Genomic DNA, 18,616 nt, shown 5'->3' with positions numbered 1-18,616 from the left:
CGGGTGCGCGTCAGTCCTCCTCGCGCCGCCCCTCCTCCGGGTGCGCCTGGATCCGGCGCATCTCGGCGGACTCGGCCAGTACCTCCTCCCACGTCCCCACCGCGTCCACGCGCCCGTCCTTCAGCACCACCACCCGGGCCGCCGCACGCAGCAGCGCGGGCCGGTGCGAGACGGCGAGGACGGTGACCGAGCCGTCCAGCAGCCGGTCCCACAGGAGATGTTCGGTCGCGGGGTCGAGAGCGCTGGAGACGTCGTCCAGCACCAGGAGTTCGGGGCGCCGGGCGAGCATCCGGGCGATCGCGGTCCGCTGCAACTGGCCGCCGGACAGCCGCAGGCCGCGCGGGCCGACGACGGTGTCGGCGCCGTCCTGCATGGCCGACAGGTCGGGGCCGAGGACCGCGGTGTGCGCGGCCTTCTCGAAGATCGTGCCGTCGCCGTCGCCTTCGCCGTCGTCAGTGCCGGTGCCGTCGCTGTCGCCCTCCAGGCCCAGCAGCACGTTGTCCCGCAGTGATCCGCTGAACAGCCGCGGGTCCTGGGGCGTGTAGCCACAGCGCGGGGGCACCAGGAAGTCCGCGGGATCGGCGACCGGTTCGCCGTTCCACAGCACGGTGCCCCGCTCGTGCGGCAGCAGGCCCAGGACCGCCCGTATCAGCGTCGACTTGCCCGAGCCGACGCCGCCGGTGACCACGGTGACGGAGTGGCGTACCACGGTCAGGTCGACGTCCTCGATCCCGTGCTGCGAACCGGGGTGCCGGGCGGTCAGGCCACGGACCGAGAACTCCCGCAGCGTGTCCGCCTGTGCGGGCTCGGGCGCCGGCTTCCCGAGCCGCGTTCCGGGCCGTCTGCCGAGGAAGTCCGTGATCCGGCCGAGGGCCACCGACACCCGCTGCAGCCGTACCGAGAGGATCCCGATCGAGGCCAGCGCCTCGGCGAGGATCTGCAGATAGAAGGTGAACAGCGCCAGGTCCCCGACACTGAACGTCCCGTTGTGCGCCCGGCCCGCCGTCAGCAGCAGGACGACGCCGACGCCCAGGGGCGCCGCGTTGCCGATGACGGTCCGCTGCACGCCCGCGAAGAGTTCCTCACGTACCGCAGCCTGCGCCCGCGCGGCGTTCAAGCGGGCGATGTGCGCGGCCACATGGTCCTCGGCGCCCGCCGCCTGCACCGCCTTCACGGCACCGACCGCCTCCCGCAGGGCGCCGGCGACCTCGGCCGACGCGGTACGGGTGGCGCGCCGATGGCGGAGGAAGCGGCCGTGCACGGCCGCGGTGACCAGCGTGATCAGGACGAGCAGCGCCAGGAGCGCGCCGGTGACGACCGGGTCTATCCGCATCATGACGGTGACGGAGGCGACGACGAACAGCCAGTGGGCCAGGTTGGTGGGCGCCCAGGCCACGAAGAAACCCGTCTCCTCGACGTCCTCGCCCACCACCCGCAGCGACTCCCCCGGCGCGGTGCGTGCCGCGGCCCCCCGTCCGCGCAGGGCGGTGCCCAGCAGTTCCCGTCGCAACCGGGCCGTCGTGCCGTACTGCACCCGCGGTTCCAGACGGTTGATCATCACGCCGAACTGCAGGCACAGCCGTGCCCCCTCGATGGCGGCCACCCAGGCGATCAGCCACCAGACCGCGCCGCCGGAGCCGATCGCGTCGAAGATCCGCTGGAAGAGCAGCCCCACCGCAAGGGTTCCGGCCCGCAGCAGCACCCACAGCCCGGTCAGTGTCCAGTACGCCCGCGCCGAACCGCGCAGCACGGCCCCGAGCCGCCCGAACGTGCCCCCCGTGTCGATGTCGGCCACCCTTCCGCCCCGTCAGCCGGCGCGCAGCAGTTCGTGGAAGCGCGAGGCCGGGTCGGCCGCGAGCACGGTCTGTTCGCCGTGTTCGACCACCGTCCCCGCGTCGAGGACGAGGATGCGGTCCACGGTGCGCAGCGCGTGCGGCCGGTGCTGCACCACGACGGCGGTCCGTCCCTCCAGCAGCCGTTCCATCGCGGGCAGGAGCTGCCGCTCGGTGTGCGGGTCCAGCCGGGCCGTGGGCTCGTCCATCAGGACCACTCCCGGATCCCGCAGGAACACGCGTGCCAGCGCGAGGAGTTGCTCCTGTCCGGCGGACATCCCGCGTGCTCCCTCGCCGAGCACGGTGTCCAGGCCGTCGGGCAGTTCGCGCCACCACGGGGTGAGGCCGGCCTCGTCGAGCGCGGCGTGCACCCGGCGGTCGTCGACGGACCGGTCGAAGAAGGTGAGGTTGTCGCGGAGTGTCGCGTGGAAGACCTGGACCTCCTGCGTGACCAGGGCGACCCGGCTGCGCAACGCCCGGGTGTCGAGCGCGGCCACGTCCTGGCCGCCGACGCTGACGCCGCCGCTCACCGGGTGGTGCAGTCCGAACAGCAGCCGTACGACGGTCGACTTGCCGCTTCCGGTCCGGCCGACGATGCCGAGCCGCTCCCCGGGGCGCAGCCGGAAGGAGACCTCGCGCAGCACCGGTTCACCGGGGTCGTACCAGAAGGACACGCGGTCGAGCCGGGCGCCCAGGGGTCCCGTGGGCAGCCGGCGGGTGCCGGTGCGTACGACGTCGTCGTCCTGGCGCAGCAGTTCCTGGAGGCGCTGCACACTGACCGCGGCCTCCTCCAGGTCGTGGAAGCGGGTGGTGACGGCGAGCAGCGGCCGGCGCAGCAGCATGGCGTACGACAGACAGGCGAAGACCGTGCCGGTGGAGACCTGTCCGCGGCCGTGCAGCCACACGCTGACGGCCAGGGCGAGGACCACGCTGACGGTGGACAGTCCCTGGACCGTGGCGGGCCAGCGCACGGAGACCCGCGCCGCCTGCCGCGCGCGCCGGTACAGGTCGGTCTGCCGGGTCTCCAGGGCGCTCAGGGTGTGGGCGGAGGCTCCGTTGGTCCGCAGGTCCTCGGCGCCGGCGAGGCGTTCCTCCAGGAAGCCCAGGAGTTCCGCGGACGAGCTCTGCCGGGCGGCGACGAAGGGCATGGCCTTCCCCACGAGCCGGCGCAGCAGCAGGAGGGTTCCGGCGGCGAACGGCGCGAAGACCAGGGCGAGTCGCCAGTCGAGCTGGAAGAGGGCGCCGAGGATCCCGACGACCAGCAGCAGTTGGGCGAGGACCTCCAGGACCAGCGCGGACATCACCGCGGCGAGTCTGGTGACGTCACCGTCGACGCGGTCGACGAGTTCGCCGGGCGGGTACCGCTGGTAGAAGCGCGAGGGCCGGCGCAGGCAGTGGGTCACCAGGTCGGCGCGCAGCCGGTTGGTGGTGCGCCAGGCGAGGCGCGCGGCCACGGCGTCGCAGCCGATGGTGACCACGAGCAGACCGAGTGCCGCCGCCAGGTACCAGGCGGCGACCGCCAGCAGCAGGTCGGAAGGGCTCCGGGAGAGCGTGTGGTCGATGAACCGGCGCAGCATCTGGGGCGCCACCAGCTGGAGTCCGATGCCCAGCGGGACGAGCACCGCGAGGAGGAGAACGGACGGCCGTTCTCCGCGAAGATAGCGGAACAGTACGGAGAGCTGCCGTAACGGACTGCCTGCCAACGCGTTCCTCCCCGGGCGCCGGGCGGCGGAAGGACACAGCATAAAGTCGGTTCCGGGGCGTTGGGAATGACGCGGACACCGGCGAACTCGTCATACGGAGGTTCTTGTGCCGGAACCGGGATTAGGTCCGCCTGACGTGCGGAATACGGCTCGCTGTTCGGTGCCGGATCAACCACGTCCGAAACACCGTTGCTGTTGAAACACCTCGCTGTTAGACTCCACGGGTCTTCTGGGCAATTCGCCTTGCATGCCGCCGCCTGCGGACCCATCATTCTCGGCCACATTCTCCTTGCGCCCCTGTACGTCCGGGCCGGCCGAGTTCCCGTACCGCAGTGGACCGGCGCCCGGGGACGGCACCAGCACGGAGCACCGCCTTGAACCACCGGACACCAACGGAACCAAGGGGGATTCGCCATGTCGGGTGACGCGCACGACGGGGCCGGAACCGCGGGAAAAGCGGTGGTCACCGGTGCCGCGGGTTTCATCGGCTCCCATCTCGTCGAGGCGTTGCGGCGCGACGGCACAAACGTGGTGGGAATCGACCGGAAACCGAGTTGGCCCACCGATGAAATCCCGCCGTCCGCCGAGTCGGGATCCCTCCGGTCGATCCGCGCCGATCTTGTCTCGGCGGACCTGTCGGCCTGTCTGAAAAATGCGGCCACGGTCTTTCACTTAGCCGCATTGCCGGGGGTGCGCCCGTCCTGGACGCAATTTCCGGAATACCTGCACTGCAACGTACTGGCCACCCAGCGCCTCATGGACGCCTGTGTCCGTGCCGGTGTGCCGCGCGTGGTCATGGCGTCCTCCTCCAGCGTGTACGGCGGCGCCGAGGGCACGATGAACGAGGACGACCTCCCGCGTCCGCTGTCCCCCTACGGGGTCACCAAGCTCGCGGCGGAACGGCTCGCGCTGGCCTTCGCGGCCCGCCGCGACGCCCCCACGTCGGTGAGCGCGCTGCGCTTCTTCACCGTCTACGGCCCCGGCCAGCGCCCGGACATGTTCATCGGCCGGGTCATCCGCGCCACCCTGGAGGACAAGCCGATCGACGTCTACGGCGACGGCACCCAGATCCGCGACTTCGTCCACGTGTCGGACGTCGTGCGGGCGCTGATGCTCGCCGCGACGACCCCGGAGCAGGGCAGCAGCGTCCTGAACATCGGTACCGGACAGGCCGTGTCGATGAACGAGGTCCTCGCCCTGACCGGCGAGCTGACGGGCACGACGCCCGACGCGCGGTACGGTCCGGCACGCATCGGCGACGTACGGTCCACGACGGCCGACGTCGGCCGGGCGCGGCAGCACATCGGTTTCACCGCGCGGACGGACCTGCGCACCGGGCTGGCCACGCAGATCGAGTGGGCCAGGCAGGCACTCGCCCAGGCCCCGCCCCATGAAACCGCCTCGTCGTCCCTGATGGCGCCCACCCGCCGGTCGTAGCCGCTGTGTGCGGCTTCGTGGGATTCAGCGACCCCGGCGGTGGCCGGGACGCCGCGCGCGGCACGGCCGAACGGATGCTGGCCGCGGTGGCGCACCGGGGCCCCGACGGCAGCAACGCGTGCCACCACCACGGCGTGACCTTCGCCCACTGTGCCCTGACCTTCGTCGACCCCGGCCGGGGCCGGCAGCCGGTCGTCTCCGCGGACGGCACCACCGCGCTGGTCCTCAACGGCGAGATCTACAACCACGAGGAGCTGCGCCGCGAACTGCGCGCCACGGGAGCCCGGTTGCGTACCGCGGGTGACACCGAGGTGCTGGTGGAGCTGTACGCGCGGCACGGCATGAAGGTGCTGGAGCGGGTGCGCGGCATGTACGCCTTCGTCCTGCACGACGCCCGCACCGGGACGACCGTGCTGGCACGCGATCCGATGGGCAAGAAGCCGCTCTACTACACGCGTGTGCCCGGCGGGATCGCCTTCGCCTCCGAACTCACCGCGCTGCTCCGCCATCCCGACGCCCCGCGCACGCCGGACGTCGGGGCGCTCGCGGGCTACCTGACGCTCCAGGCGTTCTGTGCGCCCGGCTCGGCCGTGACCGGCGTGCACAAGGTCCGTCCCGGCAGCTACCTGGAGTACTCCGAGGGCCGGCTGCGCGAGGTGGAGTACTGGCGGCCCCGGCTGGCCACGGCCGCGCGGGCACCGGGCGGCCGGGAGGCCGCCGCCCGCTTCGAGGAGCTGTTCCGGGCCGCCGTCGCCCGCCGGGTCACCAGCACGGAGCGCCGGCTCGGGGTGCTGCTGAGCGGGGGCCTCGATTCCAGCGCGGTGGCCGCCGTCGCCCAGCAGCTGTCGCCGGAACGGCCCGTGCCGACGTTCAGCGCGGGGTTCGAGCAGGACGACTTCGACGAGAGCGCGCACGCCGTCGCGGTCGCCCGCCATCTCGGCACCGAGCACCATGTCGTCCGTATCGGCGGACGTGACCTGGCCGACGTGGTGGAGTCCGAGTACGCCCGCGCCGACGAACCGCTCGCCGACCCCTCCCTGCTGCCCACCCGTATCGTCTGCCGGCTGGCACGGCAGCACGTCCGCGGGGTGCTCACCGGGGACGGCGCCGACGAACTGCTGCTCGGCTACCGGTACTTCCAGGCCGAGCGGGCGATCGAACTGCTGCTGCGGCTGATGCCGGCCCCCCGCCTGGAGGCCCTGGTGCGGGCCCTCGTGCGCAGGCTGCCCGCGCGGTCCGGCAATCTGCCCGCCGCCACGGCCCTCGGTCTGCTGGCGCGCGGACTGCGCGCGGCGCCCGAGCACCGCTTCTACCTGTCCACGGCCCCCTTCGGGCCGGCCGAACTGCCCGGCCTGCTGCGCCCGGACGCCCGCGCGGCCCTCGCCGGACACGATCCCTTCGCCGAGGTCTCCCGGCTCCTGGACGGCCAGCCGGGCCTCACGGGTGTGCAGCGCAGTCAACTCGCCGTCGTCGCCCACTTCCTGCGGGACGTGATCCTCACCAAGGCCGACCGCGGCGGCATGCGCAGCGCCCTCGAACTGCGTTCCCCCTTCCTCGACCTGGACCTCGTCGAGTACGGCAACGCACTGCCGACCTCACTCAAACTGCGCCGCTTCACCGGCAAGTACCTGTTGCGCCGGGTCGCCGCCGACTGGCTGCCCACCGACATCGTGCGGCGCACCAAGCTCGGCTTCCGCGCCCCGCTGGCCGCCCTGCTGCGCGGCGAACTGCGCACGCTGCTGCTGGACACGCTCGCCGCGCCCGCGCTGGACCGCGGCGGGCTGTTCGACGCCCGGGCCGTACGGCTGCTGGCCGACGACCACCTCAGCGGCCGGCGTGACACCTCGCGAAAGCTGTGGGCGCTGCTGACCTACCAGCTCTGGTACCAGGCGCTCCCCACGCACACCCCGTCCCCCGTCTGCCTCGACCTCACCGAGGAGCCGCATCGTGCGCCCTGACCGTCCGCACATCCAGGTGCTCTCCCCCCGGACCTGGGGGGAGTTCGGCAACTATCTCGCCGCCACCCGGTTCTCCCGGGTGCTGCGCGACGCCGTCGACGCGGAGGTGACCCTGCTGGAGGCGGAGCCGATCCTGCCCTGGCTGGGCGAGGCCGGTGCCGAGATCCGCACGATCTCCCTGGAGAGCCCGGACGCCACCGTGCGCACCCGGCGCTACATGGCGCTGATGGCCCGCCTCCAGGAACGTTTCCCCGCCGGTTTCGAGATCGATCCCTCCCCCGAGCAGATCGCCGAACTGGCCCCGCTCACCGCCCATGTGCGTACCACGTCGCCGGACGTGGTGGTCGGCACCAAGGGCTTCGTGGCGCGGCTGTGCGTGGCGGCCGTACGGCTGGCGGGGACCGGCACCCGGGTGGTCAGCCATGTCACCAACCCGGGGCTCCTCCAGCTGCCGCTGCACCGCAGCCCCCATCCCGACCTGACGCTGGTGGGTTTCGCCTGGGCGAAGGACCATCTCCTCGCGCGGACCGGCGGCGATCCCGACCGGGTGCGGGTGGTGGGGCCGCTGGTCGCCCAGCACGACCTGCGGGACTTCATGACCAGTGAGTCCGCCGCTCCGGCGGGCGATCCCTGGGGCGGGGACACCGACTCGGGCCGCCCCTGTCTGATCGTGTTCTGCAACCGCGGCGGCGACGTGTACCTGGAGCTGGTGCACCACATCGCCGTCCGGCACCCGGACACGGACCTGGTGTTCGTCGGCTACGACGACCCCGCCCTGGCCCGGCGCGCCGCCGCCGGTGCCGAGCGGCTGGCGCACTGGCGCTTCCACAGCCGGCTCACCCAGGCCGAGTACTTCGACTACATCGACCGCGCGTCCAAGTCGCCGTACGGGCTGCTCGTCTCGAAGGCGGGGCCCAACACCACCCTGGAGGCGGCCTACTTCGGGATCCCGGTGCTCATGCTGGAGTCGGGGCTGCCGATGGAGCAGTGGGTGCCGGGGCTGATCCACGACCACGATCTCGGCCGGGCCTGTGCCACGCCCGAGGACCTCTTCCGCACCGTCGACGACTGGCTGGCCCGGCCGTCGGCGATCGAGGCGCACAAGGAGGCCGCGATCGGCTTCGCCGAGTCGGTGCTCGACCAGGCGGCGGTGGCCCGCCGGATCGGAGCCGCCGTGCGGCCCCTGCTGGACGCCCGGTGAAGCCCCGCATACGGCTCGTCGCCACCCCCGACGGGATCCGGGCCGAGGGTGACAAGGAGGCCAGGCTCGGACACGCCCTCGGCGGGGACCCGCTGGCGCAGGGGCCGCCGCCCGAGGGGGTCTTCGCCGCCTGGAAGTGGGACGGCGAGCGTCTCCTCGTCCGCACCGACCGGTACGGCATGCACCCCCTCTACCACCGCACGGACGCCACTTCGCTGGCGCTCTCCCCCGACCCGCTCGCCCTGCTGCCGCCCGGCGAGAGCGCCGAACTCGACCACGACGCGCTGGCCGTCTTCATCCGGCTCGGGTTCTTCCTCGGCGAGGACACCGCGTTCACCGCGATCCGCGCGCTGCCTCCCGCCGCCACACTGACCTGGACCCGCGACGGCCCGCACGTCGACTCCGCCGCGCCGCCCGTGCGCCGGCCCGCGGACCTCACCCGGGCGCAGGCCGTCGACGGCTTCGTCGAACTGTTCCGCGCCGCCGTGACCCGCCGGCTGCCCACCGAGCCGTACGTCCTCCCGCTGAGCGGCGGCCGGGACTCCCGGCACATCCTGCTGGAACTCTGCCGCCAGGGCGCCCTGCCGCGACTGTGCGTCAGCGGTGCGAAGTTCCCGCCCGACCCGGGTGCCGACGCACGGGTCGCCGCCCGTCTCGCCGAGCGCCTCGGACTGCCGCACCGCACCGTGCCCCGGCCGCGCTCGCAGTTCCACGCGGAGCGCGTCGCCAACCCGGCCCAGGGCATGGGCACCCTGGACGGTGCCTGGAGCCGGCCCCTGCTGGCCTTCCTGCGCCGCCACAGCGGCCTGTGGTACGACGGGCTCGGCGGCGGCGAACTGGCCCAGAACCCCAGCATCGAGCTGATCAGGAAGAACCCGTACAAGGTGACGGACCTGCCGCAGCTCGCGGACCGGCTGCTCGCCGCGGGCCGTACCGGAGCGCACGTGGAACACCTTCTCGGCGTCCGGACCCGCGCCCTGTGGAGCCGGGAACGGGCCCGGGCCCGGCTCGTGCGGGAGCTGGCCCGGCACGCCGACGCCGCCCTGCCCCTCGGCTCGTTCTTCTTCTGGAACCGCACCCGGCGCTCCATCGCCCTGGCCCCCTTCGCCCTGGGCGACGACCACGCGGTGATCCACACCCCCTACCTCGATCACGCGCTCGTCGACCACCTCTCCTCGGTGCCGCAGCGCTTCCTGATCGACGGCACCCTCCACGACCAGGCGCTGGACAAGGCGTTCCCGGAACACTCCGGCCTGGGGTTCGCCTCGGCCGTTCCGCAGCGTCACGGGCCGGTCCTGGTCGGGCACCGGCTGGCGTACCTCACCCAGCTGTTCGCCCACACCACGCACACCGAACGGGACTGGTGGCGCAGCCGCGACCGGGTCCTGCAGCGGCTGCTCGCCGCGGGGCGCGGCCCCGGGGCGCCGCAGCGCGTCAGCCGGCTCCAGCCGCTGGCCCTCTATCTCCTCCAGCTGGAGTCCCTCGCGGCCGGGAGAACCCCCTGAGCCCGGACGACACCACCGCCCGCACCACCCCAAAGGAAGAGGGGACATCATGCGGAAGACACTGCCCGTCATCAGTACCGGTGTGGCGACCGGCACCTCGTCGGGCGGCTGTTCGACGCCCGCCGCCGCGGCACCGGCCCGTCCGGGCCTGCCACGCTGGCGCAAACGCGCCCTGCGCATCGCGCTGGTCCGCCACCACGACCTGTGCCTCAACACCCGGCAGATCACCCAGATCCAGAAGCGGGCCGGGGTCCTGCCACACCTGGGCCTCGGCTACATCCACACCGCGCTGAAGTCGGCCGGCTTCCACGAGGTCATCCAGGTCGACACCCCCGCCCTCGGCCTGGACAGCGAAGGGCTGCGCAAACTGCTCGCCGACTTCGGACCGGACCTGGTCGGTGTCAGCACCACCACGCCCGGCCTGCCGGGTGCCGTCGAGGCGTGCCAGGCGGCCAAGAGCACCGGCGCCAAGGTCATCCTCGGCGGCCCGCACACCGAGGTCTACGCGCACGAGAACCTCTTCCACGACTGCATCGACTACGTCGGTGTCGGCGAGGGCATCACGATCATGCCCGAGCTGGCGGAGGCACTGGAACAGGGTGAGAAACCGGAGGGCATCCGGGGTCTGGTGACCCGTGAGCACGACGGCGGCGCCGCGCCGATGGTGAACCTGGAGGAGGTCGGCTGGCCCTCCCGCGACGGCCTGCCGATGAACAGCTACTACTCGATCATGGCCCCCCGGCCGTTCGCGACGATGATCTCCAGCCGGGGCTGCCCCTTCAAGTGCAGTTTCTGCTTCAAGCAGGCCGTCGACAAGAAGTCGATGTACCGCTCCCCCGAGGACGTCGTCGGCGAGATGACGGAGCTCAAGGACCGCTACGGGGTGAAGGAGATCATGTTCTACGACGACGTGTTCACCCTGCACCGCGGCCGCGTCCGGGAGATCTGCGCACTCATCGGCGAACAGGGTCTGAAGGTGCGCTGGGAGGCACCCACCCGCGTGGACCTGGTGCCGGAGCCGCTGCTGAAGGCGATGGCCGGGGCGGGCTGCACCCGGCTGCGGTTCGGCATCGAGCACGGCGACCCCGAGATCCTCAAGCGGATGCGCAAGGAGAGCGACATCGAGAAGATCGAAGGGGCCGTCACCTCCGCGCACGAGGCGGGCATCAAGGGCTTCGGCTACTTCATCGTCGGCTGGCTCGGCGAGACCCGGGAGCAGTTCCGCGCCACCGTCGACCTCGCCTGCCGCATCCCGCTGGACTACGCGAGCTTCTACACCGCGACCCCGCTGCCCGGCACTCCGCTGCACACCGAGTCCGTGGCCGCCGGGCAGATACCGGCCGACTACTGGGACCGGTTCGTGCAGGGCGAGTTCGACGCGCGAATCGGCTATCTGGTGCCCGACGCCCAGCGCCGCGCCCAGGCCGCCTACCGTGCGTTCTTCCTGCGCCGCTCGATGGCGAAGCCGTTGCTGACCCACATGGCCACCACCGGCCAGTGGCGCAACACGCTGGACGGGCTGCGCAGCCTGGCCCGGTCGACCTCCAACACCGACCGTGACTTCTGAGACCGCCCGCCCGGCCGCGTCCCTGCGGCCGGGCCCTCCCGTCCGCCTCAACACGCCGCTGCCGGCCCACGGCCGGCGGCGGCGCGGCGAACCCCTCCTGACCCATCACGTCCGTACGGCCATGGCCCGCGGCTTCCGCCCGCCCGCGTCCTGGTCGGTACCGGTGGCCTACGTCCTGCCCGACGGGCCCAAGGGCGAGACACCCCCGCTCCGTGCGGCCCGCGCCGCCGCCGACGTCCTGCGCGCCGGCTCCCCCGCCCTCGCCCTGATCGCCCCGACGTACGTGTCCCGCGGCACCCTGGCCGAGCAGGAGGAGCGCCTCGACGCACTGCTGGACCGGGTCGCCGAGCTGGCCGAGGAACACCCCGACGCCCCCGCCGTGCTGTTCGTCGGCATGCAGTGGTCCTCGGCCGAGGAGCGGGACGAGTCCGTACGGCGGCTGCGGGCCCTGCTCCTGCGGGCCCGCGGGCGGCTGCCGCGGCTACCCGTGTGCGGCCTCTCCGTGCCCGGCCCGGGCAAGCCCCGCACACTCAACGCCGCGATCGCGGTGGCGGAACTGCTCGGCTGCGCGGGCGTCGGCTGGGTCGACGACGACGTGACCCTGGACCCGGGCTGTCTGTCACGGCTGGTACGGGACTTCCGGGCGGCCGGCTGCCGGGGCGCGGTGGGCGCCACGAAGGTGCCGCACACCAAGGACTTCGCCACCTCGCGCCTGCTGGCCCGTGCCAAGGCGATCGCGGCACCCGCGACCAACTATCCGCACGGCTGCTGCATCCTGGTGGCCACCGACGTCCTGGCCGGCGGCCTGCCGGGCCGGTACGTCTCGGACGACGGCTACGTCTGCTTCCGGCTCCTCGATCCCGCGCTGCCCGATCCCCTGGCCCGGCTGCGCCTCGTACCGGACGCACGCTGCCACTACTACGTCGCCGGTCCCGCGGTCGAGACCCGCCGCAGGATCCGCCGGCTCCTCCTCAACCACCTCGTCGACCTCGCCGACTGGCCCCTGCCCGTCGTCCGCCACTACTTCCGCCATCTCCTCTTCGCCGACATGTGGCCGCTGACCGGCTTCGACGGCACCGGTGGACGGCGGCGCGGCGTCCAGAAGGCACTGATCAAGTGGCTCTACTTCGCCTGGTTCGCGGGGGTGGGAGCGGAGCTGTACCTGCGCGGGCTGACCGGTCGGCCGCTGCGCGCCGTGGAGTGGGCCCCGTACTCGGCCGTCCTTCCCCTCACACCCGCTGACCAGGAGCGCTGATGAAGGTACTGTCCCTCCACTCCGCCGGCCACGACACCGGCGTCGGCTACTTCGAGGACGGACGGCTGGTCTTCGCCGTCGAGACCGAACGTCTCACCCGCGTCAAGCACGACCACCGCTCCGACCTCGCGCTGGAGCACGTGCTGTCCCAGGAGTGCGTGGACACCGACGGGATCGACCTCGTGGCGGTCAGCACCCCGGTACGCAGCGCCCTGCTGCGGATCCCGGACCTCGACCACGCCATGGAGCGGATCAACGCCGGAGCGCCGCACCACCGGACCACCTGCGACCTGCTGGGCCGTCGGGTGGACTGCGTGGTCGTCACGCACGAGGTCTCGCACGCGGCCCTCGCCGCCCACTACGCGGGCCACGAGGACGGCACCCTCGTGCTGGTCAACGAGGGCCGCGGGCAGCTCACCCGCAGTTCCCTGTTCCGGGTCGAGGGCGAGCGCCTGGAGTGGATCGAGAAGGACCCGCTGCCCTGGTACGGCAACGGCTTCGGCTGGACCGCGATCGGCCACCTCCTGGGCTTCGGCACGAGTCCCAGCGTCGCCGGCAAGGTGATGGCCCTCGGTGGGTACGGGCAGCCGGACACCCGCATACGCGAACAGCTGCGGGCGGTGGATCCCCGGGTCATGCACGATCTGGCACTGGCCGAACGGGTCCGCGGCGAACTCGCCGAACGTCCCGAGTTCAGCGCGGAGTTCGAGACGGCGGCCCATGTCGTCGCCACCTTCCAGGAACTGTTCACCGAAGCCGTGCACGCCGTGCTCGACCGGCACGTCACCCGCACGGCCGCGGGTGTGGGACCGATCGCCCTCGGAGGCGGCTGCGCCCTGAACATCGTCGCCAACTCGGTGCTGCGCGAGACCTTCGGCCGGGACATCGCCGTCCCGCCGGCCTGCGGTGACGCGGGGCACCTGGCGGGCGCGGGGATCTACGCCCTCACCTACCTGCTGGGCGAGCGGCCCGAACCGCTGAGCGTGTACGCCAACGGCGCAGGCGAGCCACGCGCCGACGTCCTGGCCAACCTGGAGGCGGCGGGGCTGCGGGCCGTGCCGTACGACGCCCCGGCGGTCGCCCGGCTGCTCGCGGACGGCGGTGTCGTGGCCCTGACGGAGGGGGCGGCCGAGCTCGGGCCCCGGGCACTGGGGCACCGCTCACTGCTGGGCAGCCCGGCCGCGTCCGGGATGCGCAAGCGGATGAGCGAGGAGCTCAAACAGCGCGAGTGGTACCGCCCGTTGGGCGCCGTGATGCGCGACGAGCGCTTCGCCGAGCTCTACCCGGGCGGCCGCCCGTCCCCGTACATGCTCTTCGAGTACCTGCTGCCGGAGGGCACCGCGCCGGAGGCCCGGCACGTCAACGGCACCTGCCGGATCCAGACCCTGGGCGCCGACCAGCCGCGGCTGCACGGGCTGCTCGGCTCCTTCGAGGCGCAGACCGGCGTCCCGGCACTGATCAACACCTCGCTCAACGGCCCCGGCCGGGCCATCGCCCACACCAGCCGGCACGTGCTGGACGACTTCGCGCACAGCGACGTCGACCTGTTCGTCTTCGACGACGTGATGGCCTACCGGGGCGAGCCCCGGTAGGCCGTCGGCCGGCACTCAGCCCACCAGGTGCCGCGGCAGCAGCCGGTCCAGTACGTCGTCGGTGTAGAGGCCGACGACGGGGACCAGCCCCGAGGAGGCCGGCTGCTCCCGCACCGCGGCCAGGGCCTTGGCACGCAGCCTCTCCAGCAGTTCCCCGACCTGCCCTGGGGGCACCGCTCCGGTCCGCATCAGGTGGGCGAGGTTTCCCTCCCGCTCGCCGTTGCGGTCGTAGTCGGTCAGGTCGTCGGCGATCGTGATGATCGTGCCGAAGGCTTCGGCGAACCGCCGCGCCGCGTCGACGGACTTCTCCGCACGCCCGCAGATCGCGGAGAGCGAGCCGTAGCAGCCGAGGAAGGTGGCCCCGTAGGTGCTGGCGTTGGCGCACCACTCGTCGAGGTTCCCCGCACGGTGGCTCTTGGTTCGGATCTGGCCGGTGCAGACCGCGGTGAAGTCGTGCTCCAGCACCTCGGTCACGGCGCGGGCGTCCTCGGCGAGCGCGCACATCTCGTGCAGTGCCGTCAGATGCAGGTGCAGGCACAGACAGGCGAGTTCGACACGGTCGAGCCCGGTGTCGTCGTCCATGAGGTCGTCGAGCAGCTTCATGGCGACGATGTCCATGGCGAGCGCGCGGGCCACCGCGGCCCGCCGCCGCGGTTCGGTGACCCACTCGGTGAGGAAGTGCGGCACCCTCAGGTACAGGCGCAATGCCGCGGTGTGGGCCACGAGTTCGGCGGAGCCGCCGTTGCGGGCGACGAACTCCGTCACGTGGTCGCGGTTGGCGGCCTCGGTGACCAGCATCGACGTGGTGTAGGCCGCGGGCAGGGCCGCGGTCACGGCCGGTCCGCGCTGATCTCGGCGAGCGTGGACCGCCAGTCGTCGTGCTCCAGGGCCCCGGCGAAGCCCACGTAGTCGGCGCCCGCCTCCAGGTAGGCCGTGACGTGTTCCCGCCGGCGCACGTTGCCGCTGACGAACAGGATCTGGTCGGGGTGCAGCTGCCGCCGGAAGTGACGGACCACGTCGGCGGGGACCTGGGCGTAGCGGGAGTACAGGTACACCATGTGGAAGCCGAAGCTGCGGGTGACCGCGATGTACCGGTCCATCTGTTCGGTGGTCGTGGTGGCCACCGGCACCGTGCCGAGCAGCTTCCCCGTCCTGTGGTCCTCTCCGAAGGTGAGGGCGACGGTGAGCAGGAGTTCCGGCCAGTCCTCGCGGTCGACCCGGCCGGGCAGGTTGACCAGGGTCTCCAGGTAGCTCTTCCACACGTAGTAGTCGTCGCGCGAGCCGAGCAGCGCGGGCAGTATCACGGCGTCGGCTCCGCGGGCCAGGGGGAAGCCCGAGCCCTTGCGCGGCGGGAAGTGCAGCAGCACGGGCAGCGAGCTGACCTCCTTGATCGCCGCCACGTACGGGTTCATGCGGGCCTCGAACGACTCGTAGTCGGTGCTGGCGAGGATGAGGGCGGGGCAGCCGAGCTCGTCGAGGATCTTCGCCTTCTCCACGGCCTCGGCCTGGGGCACCTTGAACGGGTCGATGATGTGGACGGGCCCCCGTTCGTGCCCCTGCAGCCGTGCGAGGACCGCTCCCCGGCTCAACAGGGGTGCTGCCGCCGGGACTTCTGTGCGCTGGGCCAGCTGCGGTGACGTGTTCACCAGCGATCCCCCTCGTGGTCCGGTCGTGGCGCGCTGCGCGCCGTCCTGCCGGGTCCGCCCGGCGCGGCCGCCGAGGACGTCTCCGGGGTCCTCGTCCTGGCCAGTGCCGCCACGACGGACGCGGTGGTGTAGAGCGCTTTCGTGTCCAGGACGACGGAGCCGAGCGCGGCCTTCCCGCGCAGCCCGCGTTCCCAGTGCTCACGTGCGTCGGGGTCGAACTCCATGGGTCCTGGCACCCGGCACCATGCGGATGGCCGCCAGCTGCCGTCCTTCTCCTGCGCGTCGATCAGGTGGGAGGCCGCCCGGGCGGCGGCGGCACGGCCCTGCGGCGACCGGCCGGCCAGCACGGTGCGCAGGGCGAAAGCGGTGGCGAAGGCCGAGCCCTCCGGCTCCCACTCGGTGCGTACGGCGCCGTCCTCGCCGATCCTGGCGGCGGCCCAGCCGGCGGCCCGCGAGACCTCGGGCGGCACCTCGTCCGACGGGCCGGCGGTGAGGGCCTCGGCCGCCAGCGCGGTGGGGTACTCGCGATCAGGCCACCAGTAGGCGGGCCATGACCCCTCGGGGCGCTGGAGCTCGCGGAGGCGGGTCAGGAGCCGCTCACGCACGGGCAGTCCGTGCAGTCCGGCGGCGGCCGTGGTCACGCACGGATGGCTCGCGTACCAGGCGTCCCAGCGGGGGGCCACCCGCTCCAGGAAGGGCGCGGCGATCCGCGGGAGATAGCTGGAGATGCCGCCGTCCTCATGGAGGTGCGCCGCCACGAAGCGGTATCCCTCGTCCGCGCGGGGATCGTCCTCGGCGTCCAGCGCTTCGGCCAGTCGCAGTACCCAGGAGGTGATGTCGGCGTCACCGGGGACCTGGGGGCAGTAGCCCCAGCCGTCGGACGGGCCGCGGGTCTGTCTCAGCAGCTCCCAGGCGGACACCGCCGCCGATCGCCCGGGGCCCTCGGGCAATTCCGCGAGTGAGGCCCCGACAAAGGCGGTGGCCCAGAACTGGCCCGGGCCACGGACTTCGTAGTCGTTCCACCAGCCGTCCGCGTCACGCGCGGTCCGGAGGAATTCCGTTGCCCTCTCCAGGGCTTGTTCGGCGGATTCGCCGAATGGTAATCGCTGTGCACCGTTCACGAACTCTCCTTTCTGGGGAGAGGCGACGAGCCGGGCCACCGTGCCGACGCACGCGTGGACACCGCGGCAGCAGGACGAATACCCAACCCTACACGTGTTCGTATCGGCGAGACAGAGTCATTACCCCGGACATACAGCGCGGACTCGCGGCGGATTCAGACGAATTGCATGTGGGTACGCCGCCGCAATCGCACCGCCATGACGCCGCCGCTCGCCAGCAGCAGCAGCGCGGTCACCACGACGGCGTGCGTCGCGCCCGAGGTGAGGGATCCGCTGCCGGCGCCGTCGACGGCGTACGTGATGATCTCCCGGGTCGACCAGAAGGGCAGCACCTTGGCGGCGTCCTCGGCCGGGTCGATCACCATCTGGGCACCGATGACGGAGATCAGCAGCAGGGTGCCCTCCAGGTCGCGGGGTACGGCGAGGCCGAGCAGCAGCCCGAGCGGGACCGCCACCAGGGTGGTCAGCGCCAGTTCCAGCGCGACCGCCTGCGGGTGCGCCACGTCCTGGTCCACGATCACGACCACGGAGTACAGCGCGGAGATCATGAGCCCGGCGGTGAGCAGCGCGAACAGCCGACCCAGGTACAGATGCCGGGGCCGGAAGCCGGACAGGGTGAGCCGGGGCTCGATCTCCCGGCCGCCGACGGCCGAGAAGAGGGCGGCGGTGCTCACCGCGAAGCCCACGCCCAGGCTGGCGAACCTGATGGCCTGGCCGGGCTGGCCGTGGCGGCCCAGGTAGAACACCAGCGGCACGAGGAGGAGCAGTCCCAGCACTCCGCGCCGGCGCAGCAGTTCGCGCAGGGTCATCTCCGCCATGCGCAGGGTCCGGGTCATCGGCTCGCCTCCGGCTTCCTGGGGCTGAGGTCCAGCACGTGGTCGACCTGGTCGAGTTCGTTGAGCATGTGCGTGACGACCACGATCGCCTTGCCCTGGTCGCGCCAGCTCCAGACGTTCCGCCAGAAGTCGACGTAGGAACCCCGGTCGAAGCCCTGGTAGGGCTCGTCGAGCAGCAGGACGTCCGGATCGCCGAGGGCGGACAGGACGACGTTCAGCTTCTGCCGGGTACCGCCCGACAGATCCTTGGCCAGGGTGCCGCGGGCGACCGGCCAGTCGAGTTCCGCGGCGAGCCGGCGCCCCCGGCGGTCGGCGTCCCGGCCGCCCATCCCCCGGCCCGTGCCGAACAGCGTGAAATGCTCGCGCGGCGTCAGGAAGCCCATCACGCCCGCGTTCTGCGGGCAGTAGCCGAGGCATCCGGAGATGGTCACGCGGCCCGCGTCCGGCGCGAGCAGCCCGGCGCAGATCTTGAGCATGCTGGACTTGCCCGCTCCGTTGCTGCCCACGATCGCGGCGACCTCACCGGCGCGCACGACGAGATCGACACCGTCCAGGACGCGGCGGCGACCGTAGCTCTTCACGATCCCGTGTGCGTGCAGCAGGACCTCCCGCCCGGACGGCGGCCCGTACACCCCGTCCGACTGCCGCTCCGCACGTGCGGAATACCTCATGTGTGACACCTTCCTTCCGCCGCCGCGACGAATGGCGCGGAAAACCGTGCCGTCAGCCTGCCACAGCCGGGCGAACCGGCCGCGCGTACCGCCCGTACACGCGACGTGCCGAAATAAGTCGGCCGAATACTTTCGGCCGTTTCCCGGACGGGTCCCGAAAGAACTCGGCGCGAGGGCAACAGAATTCGGCCAGGCCATCGCGCGATTCCCCCACGTCCGCCCGGCGGATTCACCGGACCGACGCAACCGGAACCCCGGCATTTCGGCCACCGCCCCGGAACTGGACAACCGT

The 18,616-nt window shown here is 72.3% G+C and carries 14 protein-coding genes; 7 read left to right on the top strand and 7 right to left on the bottom strand.

From position 1 onward, the window contains the following. Positions 1-10: 10 nt before the first annotated feature. Together ACFYXC_RS19010 and ACFYXC_RS19005 are read right to left on the bottom strand one after the other, a co-directional pair. Complete coding sequence (locus ACFYXC_RS19010; RefSeq protein WP_389552986.1) at positions 11-1,795, bottom strand: ABC transporter ATP-binding protein; 1,785 nt, start codon at positions 1,793-1,795, stop codon at positions 11-13. A 12-nt stretch (positions 1,796-1,807) separates the two neighbouring features. Further along, on the bottom strand, positions 1,808-3,535 hold the full coding sequence (locus ACFYXC_RS19005) for an ABC transporter ATP-binding protein (RefSeq protein ID WP_389552983.1): 1,728 nt from the start codon (positions 3,533-3,535) through the stop codon (positions 1,808-1,810). 414 nt (positions 3,536-3,949) lie between these two features. Between ACFYXC_RS19005 and ACFYXC_RS19000 the strand changes: the two genes are divergently transcribed. From ACFYXC_RS19000 to ACFYXC_RS18970, 7 genes are read left to right on the top strand one after another with little or no spacing between them, the layout of a single operon-like run. Then, positions 3,950-4,972 carry an NAD-dependent epimerase/dehydratase family protein gene (locus ACFYXC_RS19000; protein WP_389552981.1) on the top strand — a complete coding sequence of 341 codons (1,023 nt, stop codon included), beginning with the start codon at positions 3,950-3,952 and terminating at the stop codon, positions 4,970-4,972. A 17-nt stretch (positions 4,973-4,989) separates the two neighbouring features. Beyond that, positions 4,990-6,930, top strand: a complete 1,941-nt coding sequence (asnB, locus tag ACFYXC_RS18995) for an asparagine synthase (glutamine-hydrolyzing) (protein WP_389552978.1) — start codon at positions 4,990-4,992, stop codon at positions 6,928-6,930. After that, the gene (locus ACFYXC_RS18990) at positions 6,920-8,131 is read left to right on the top strand and encodes a Moenomycin biosynthesis protein MoeGT1 (RefSeq protein ID WP_388909246.1); all 1,212 of its coding nucleotides are present in this window, start codon (positions 6,920-6,922) and stop codon (positions 8,129-8,131) included. Before asnB ends, ACFYXC_RS18990 begins: the two co-directional genes overlap by 11 nt. Then, positions 8,128-9,636, top strand: a complete 1,509-nt coding sequence (locus ACFYXC_RS18985) for an asparagine synthetase B family protein (protein WP_389552975.1) — start codon at positions 8,128-8,130, stop codon at positions 9,634-9,636. The genes ACFYXC_RS18990 and ACFYXC_RS18985 overlap by 4 nt, the downstream gene beginning before the upstream one ends. Positions 9,637-9,685: 49 nt before the next feature. Next, entirely contained in the window at positions 9,686-11,203 is a 1,518-nt protein-coding gene (locus ACFYXC_RS18980; protein ID WP_388909242.1) for a B12-binding domain-containing radical SAM protein, read from the top strand. Then, complete coding sequence (locus ACFYXC_RS18975) at positions 11,193-12,458, top strand: hypothetical protein (protein ID WP_389552972.1); 1,266 nt, start codon at positions 11,193-11,195, stop codon at positions 12,456-12,458. Before ACFYXC_RS18980 ends, ACFYXC_RS18975 begins: the two co-directional genes overlap by 11 nt. Further along, positions 12,458-14,050 carry a carbamoyltransferase C-terminal domain-containing protein gene (locus ACFYXC_RS18970; protein ID WP_389552969.1) on the top strand — a complete coding sequence of 531 codons (1,593 nt, stop codon included), beginning with the start codon at positions 12,458-12,460 and terminating at the stop codon, positions 14,048-14,050. Before ACFYXC_RS18975 ends, ACFYXC_RS18970 begins: the two co-directional genes overlap by 1 nt. Positions 14,051-14,065: 15 nt before the next feature. Here the strand turns inward: ACFYXC_RS18970 and ACFYXC_RS18965 are convergent, their stop codons facing one another. The 5 genes from ACFYXC_RS18965 to ACFYXC_RS18945 form a co-directional block, all read right to left on the bottom strand. Next, positions 14,066-14,884: a Moenomycin biosynthesis protein MoeN5 gene (locus ACFYXC_RS18965; protein ID WP_389552966.1), complete on the bottom strand. Its 819-nt coding sequence runs from the start codon at positions 14,882-14,884 to the stop codon at positions 14,066-14,068. Next, complete coding sequence (locus ACFYXC_RS18960; RefSeq protein ID WP_389552963.1) at positions 14,881-15,696, bottom strand: geranylgeranylglyceryl/heptaprenylglyceryl phosphate synthase; 816 nt, start codon at positions 15,694-15,696, stop codon at positions 14,881-14,883. The genes ACFYXC_RS18965 and ACFYXC_RS18960 overlap by 4 nt, the downstream gene beginning before the upstream one ends. Beyond that, positions 15,693-16,817, bottom strand: a complete 1,125-nt coding sequence (locus ACFYXC_RS18955; protein ID WP_389552961.1) for a hypothetical protein — start codon at positions 16,815-16,817, stop codon at positions 15,693-15,695. Before ACFYXC_RS18955 ends, ACFYXC_RS18960 begins: the two co-directional genes overlap by 4 nt. 155 nt (positions 16,818-16,972) lie before the next feature. Further along, positions 16,973-17,653 (bottom strand): hypothetical protein, encoded by a 681-nt coding sequence (locus ACFYXC_RS18950; RefSeq protein WP_389552958.1) that lies wholly within the window; start codon positions 17,651-17,653, stop codon positions 16,973-16,975. Next, positions 17,650-18,324 (bottom strand): ATP-binding cassette domain-containing protein, encoded by a 675-nt coding sequence (locus ACFYXC_RS18945; protein ID WP_389552955.1) that lies wholly within the window; start codon positions 18,322-18,324, stop codon positions 17,650-17,652. The genes ACFYXC_RS18950 and ACFYXC_RS18945 overlap by 4 nt, the downstream gene beginning before the upstream one ends. Positions 18,325-18,616 lie beyond the last annotated feature (292 nt).

The organism is Streptomyces sp. NPDC002701, assembly GCF_042889045.1.
GTDB lineage: Bacteria > Actinomycetota > Actinomycetes > Streptomycetales > Streptomycetaceae > Streptomyces.
The sequence above is the reverse complement of the archived record's forward strand: the minus strand, read 5'-3'. Positions and strand labels throughout refer to the sequence as shown.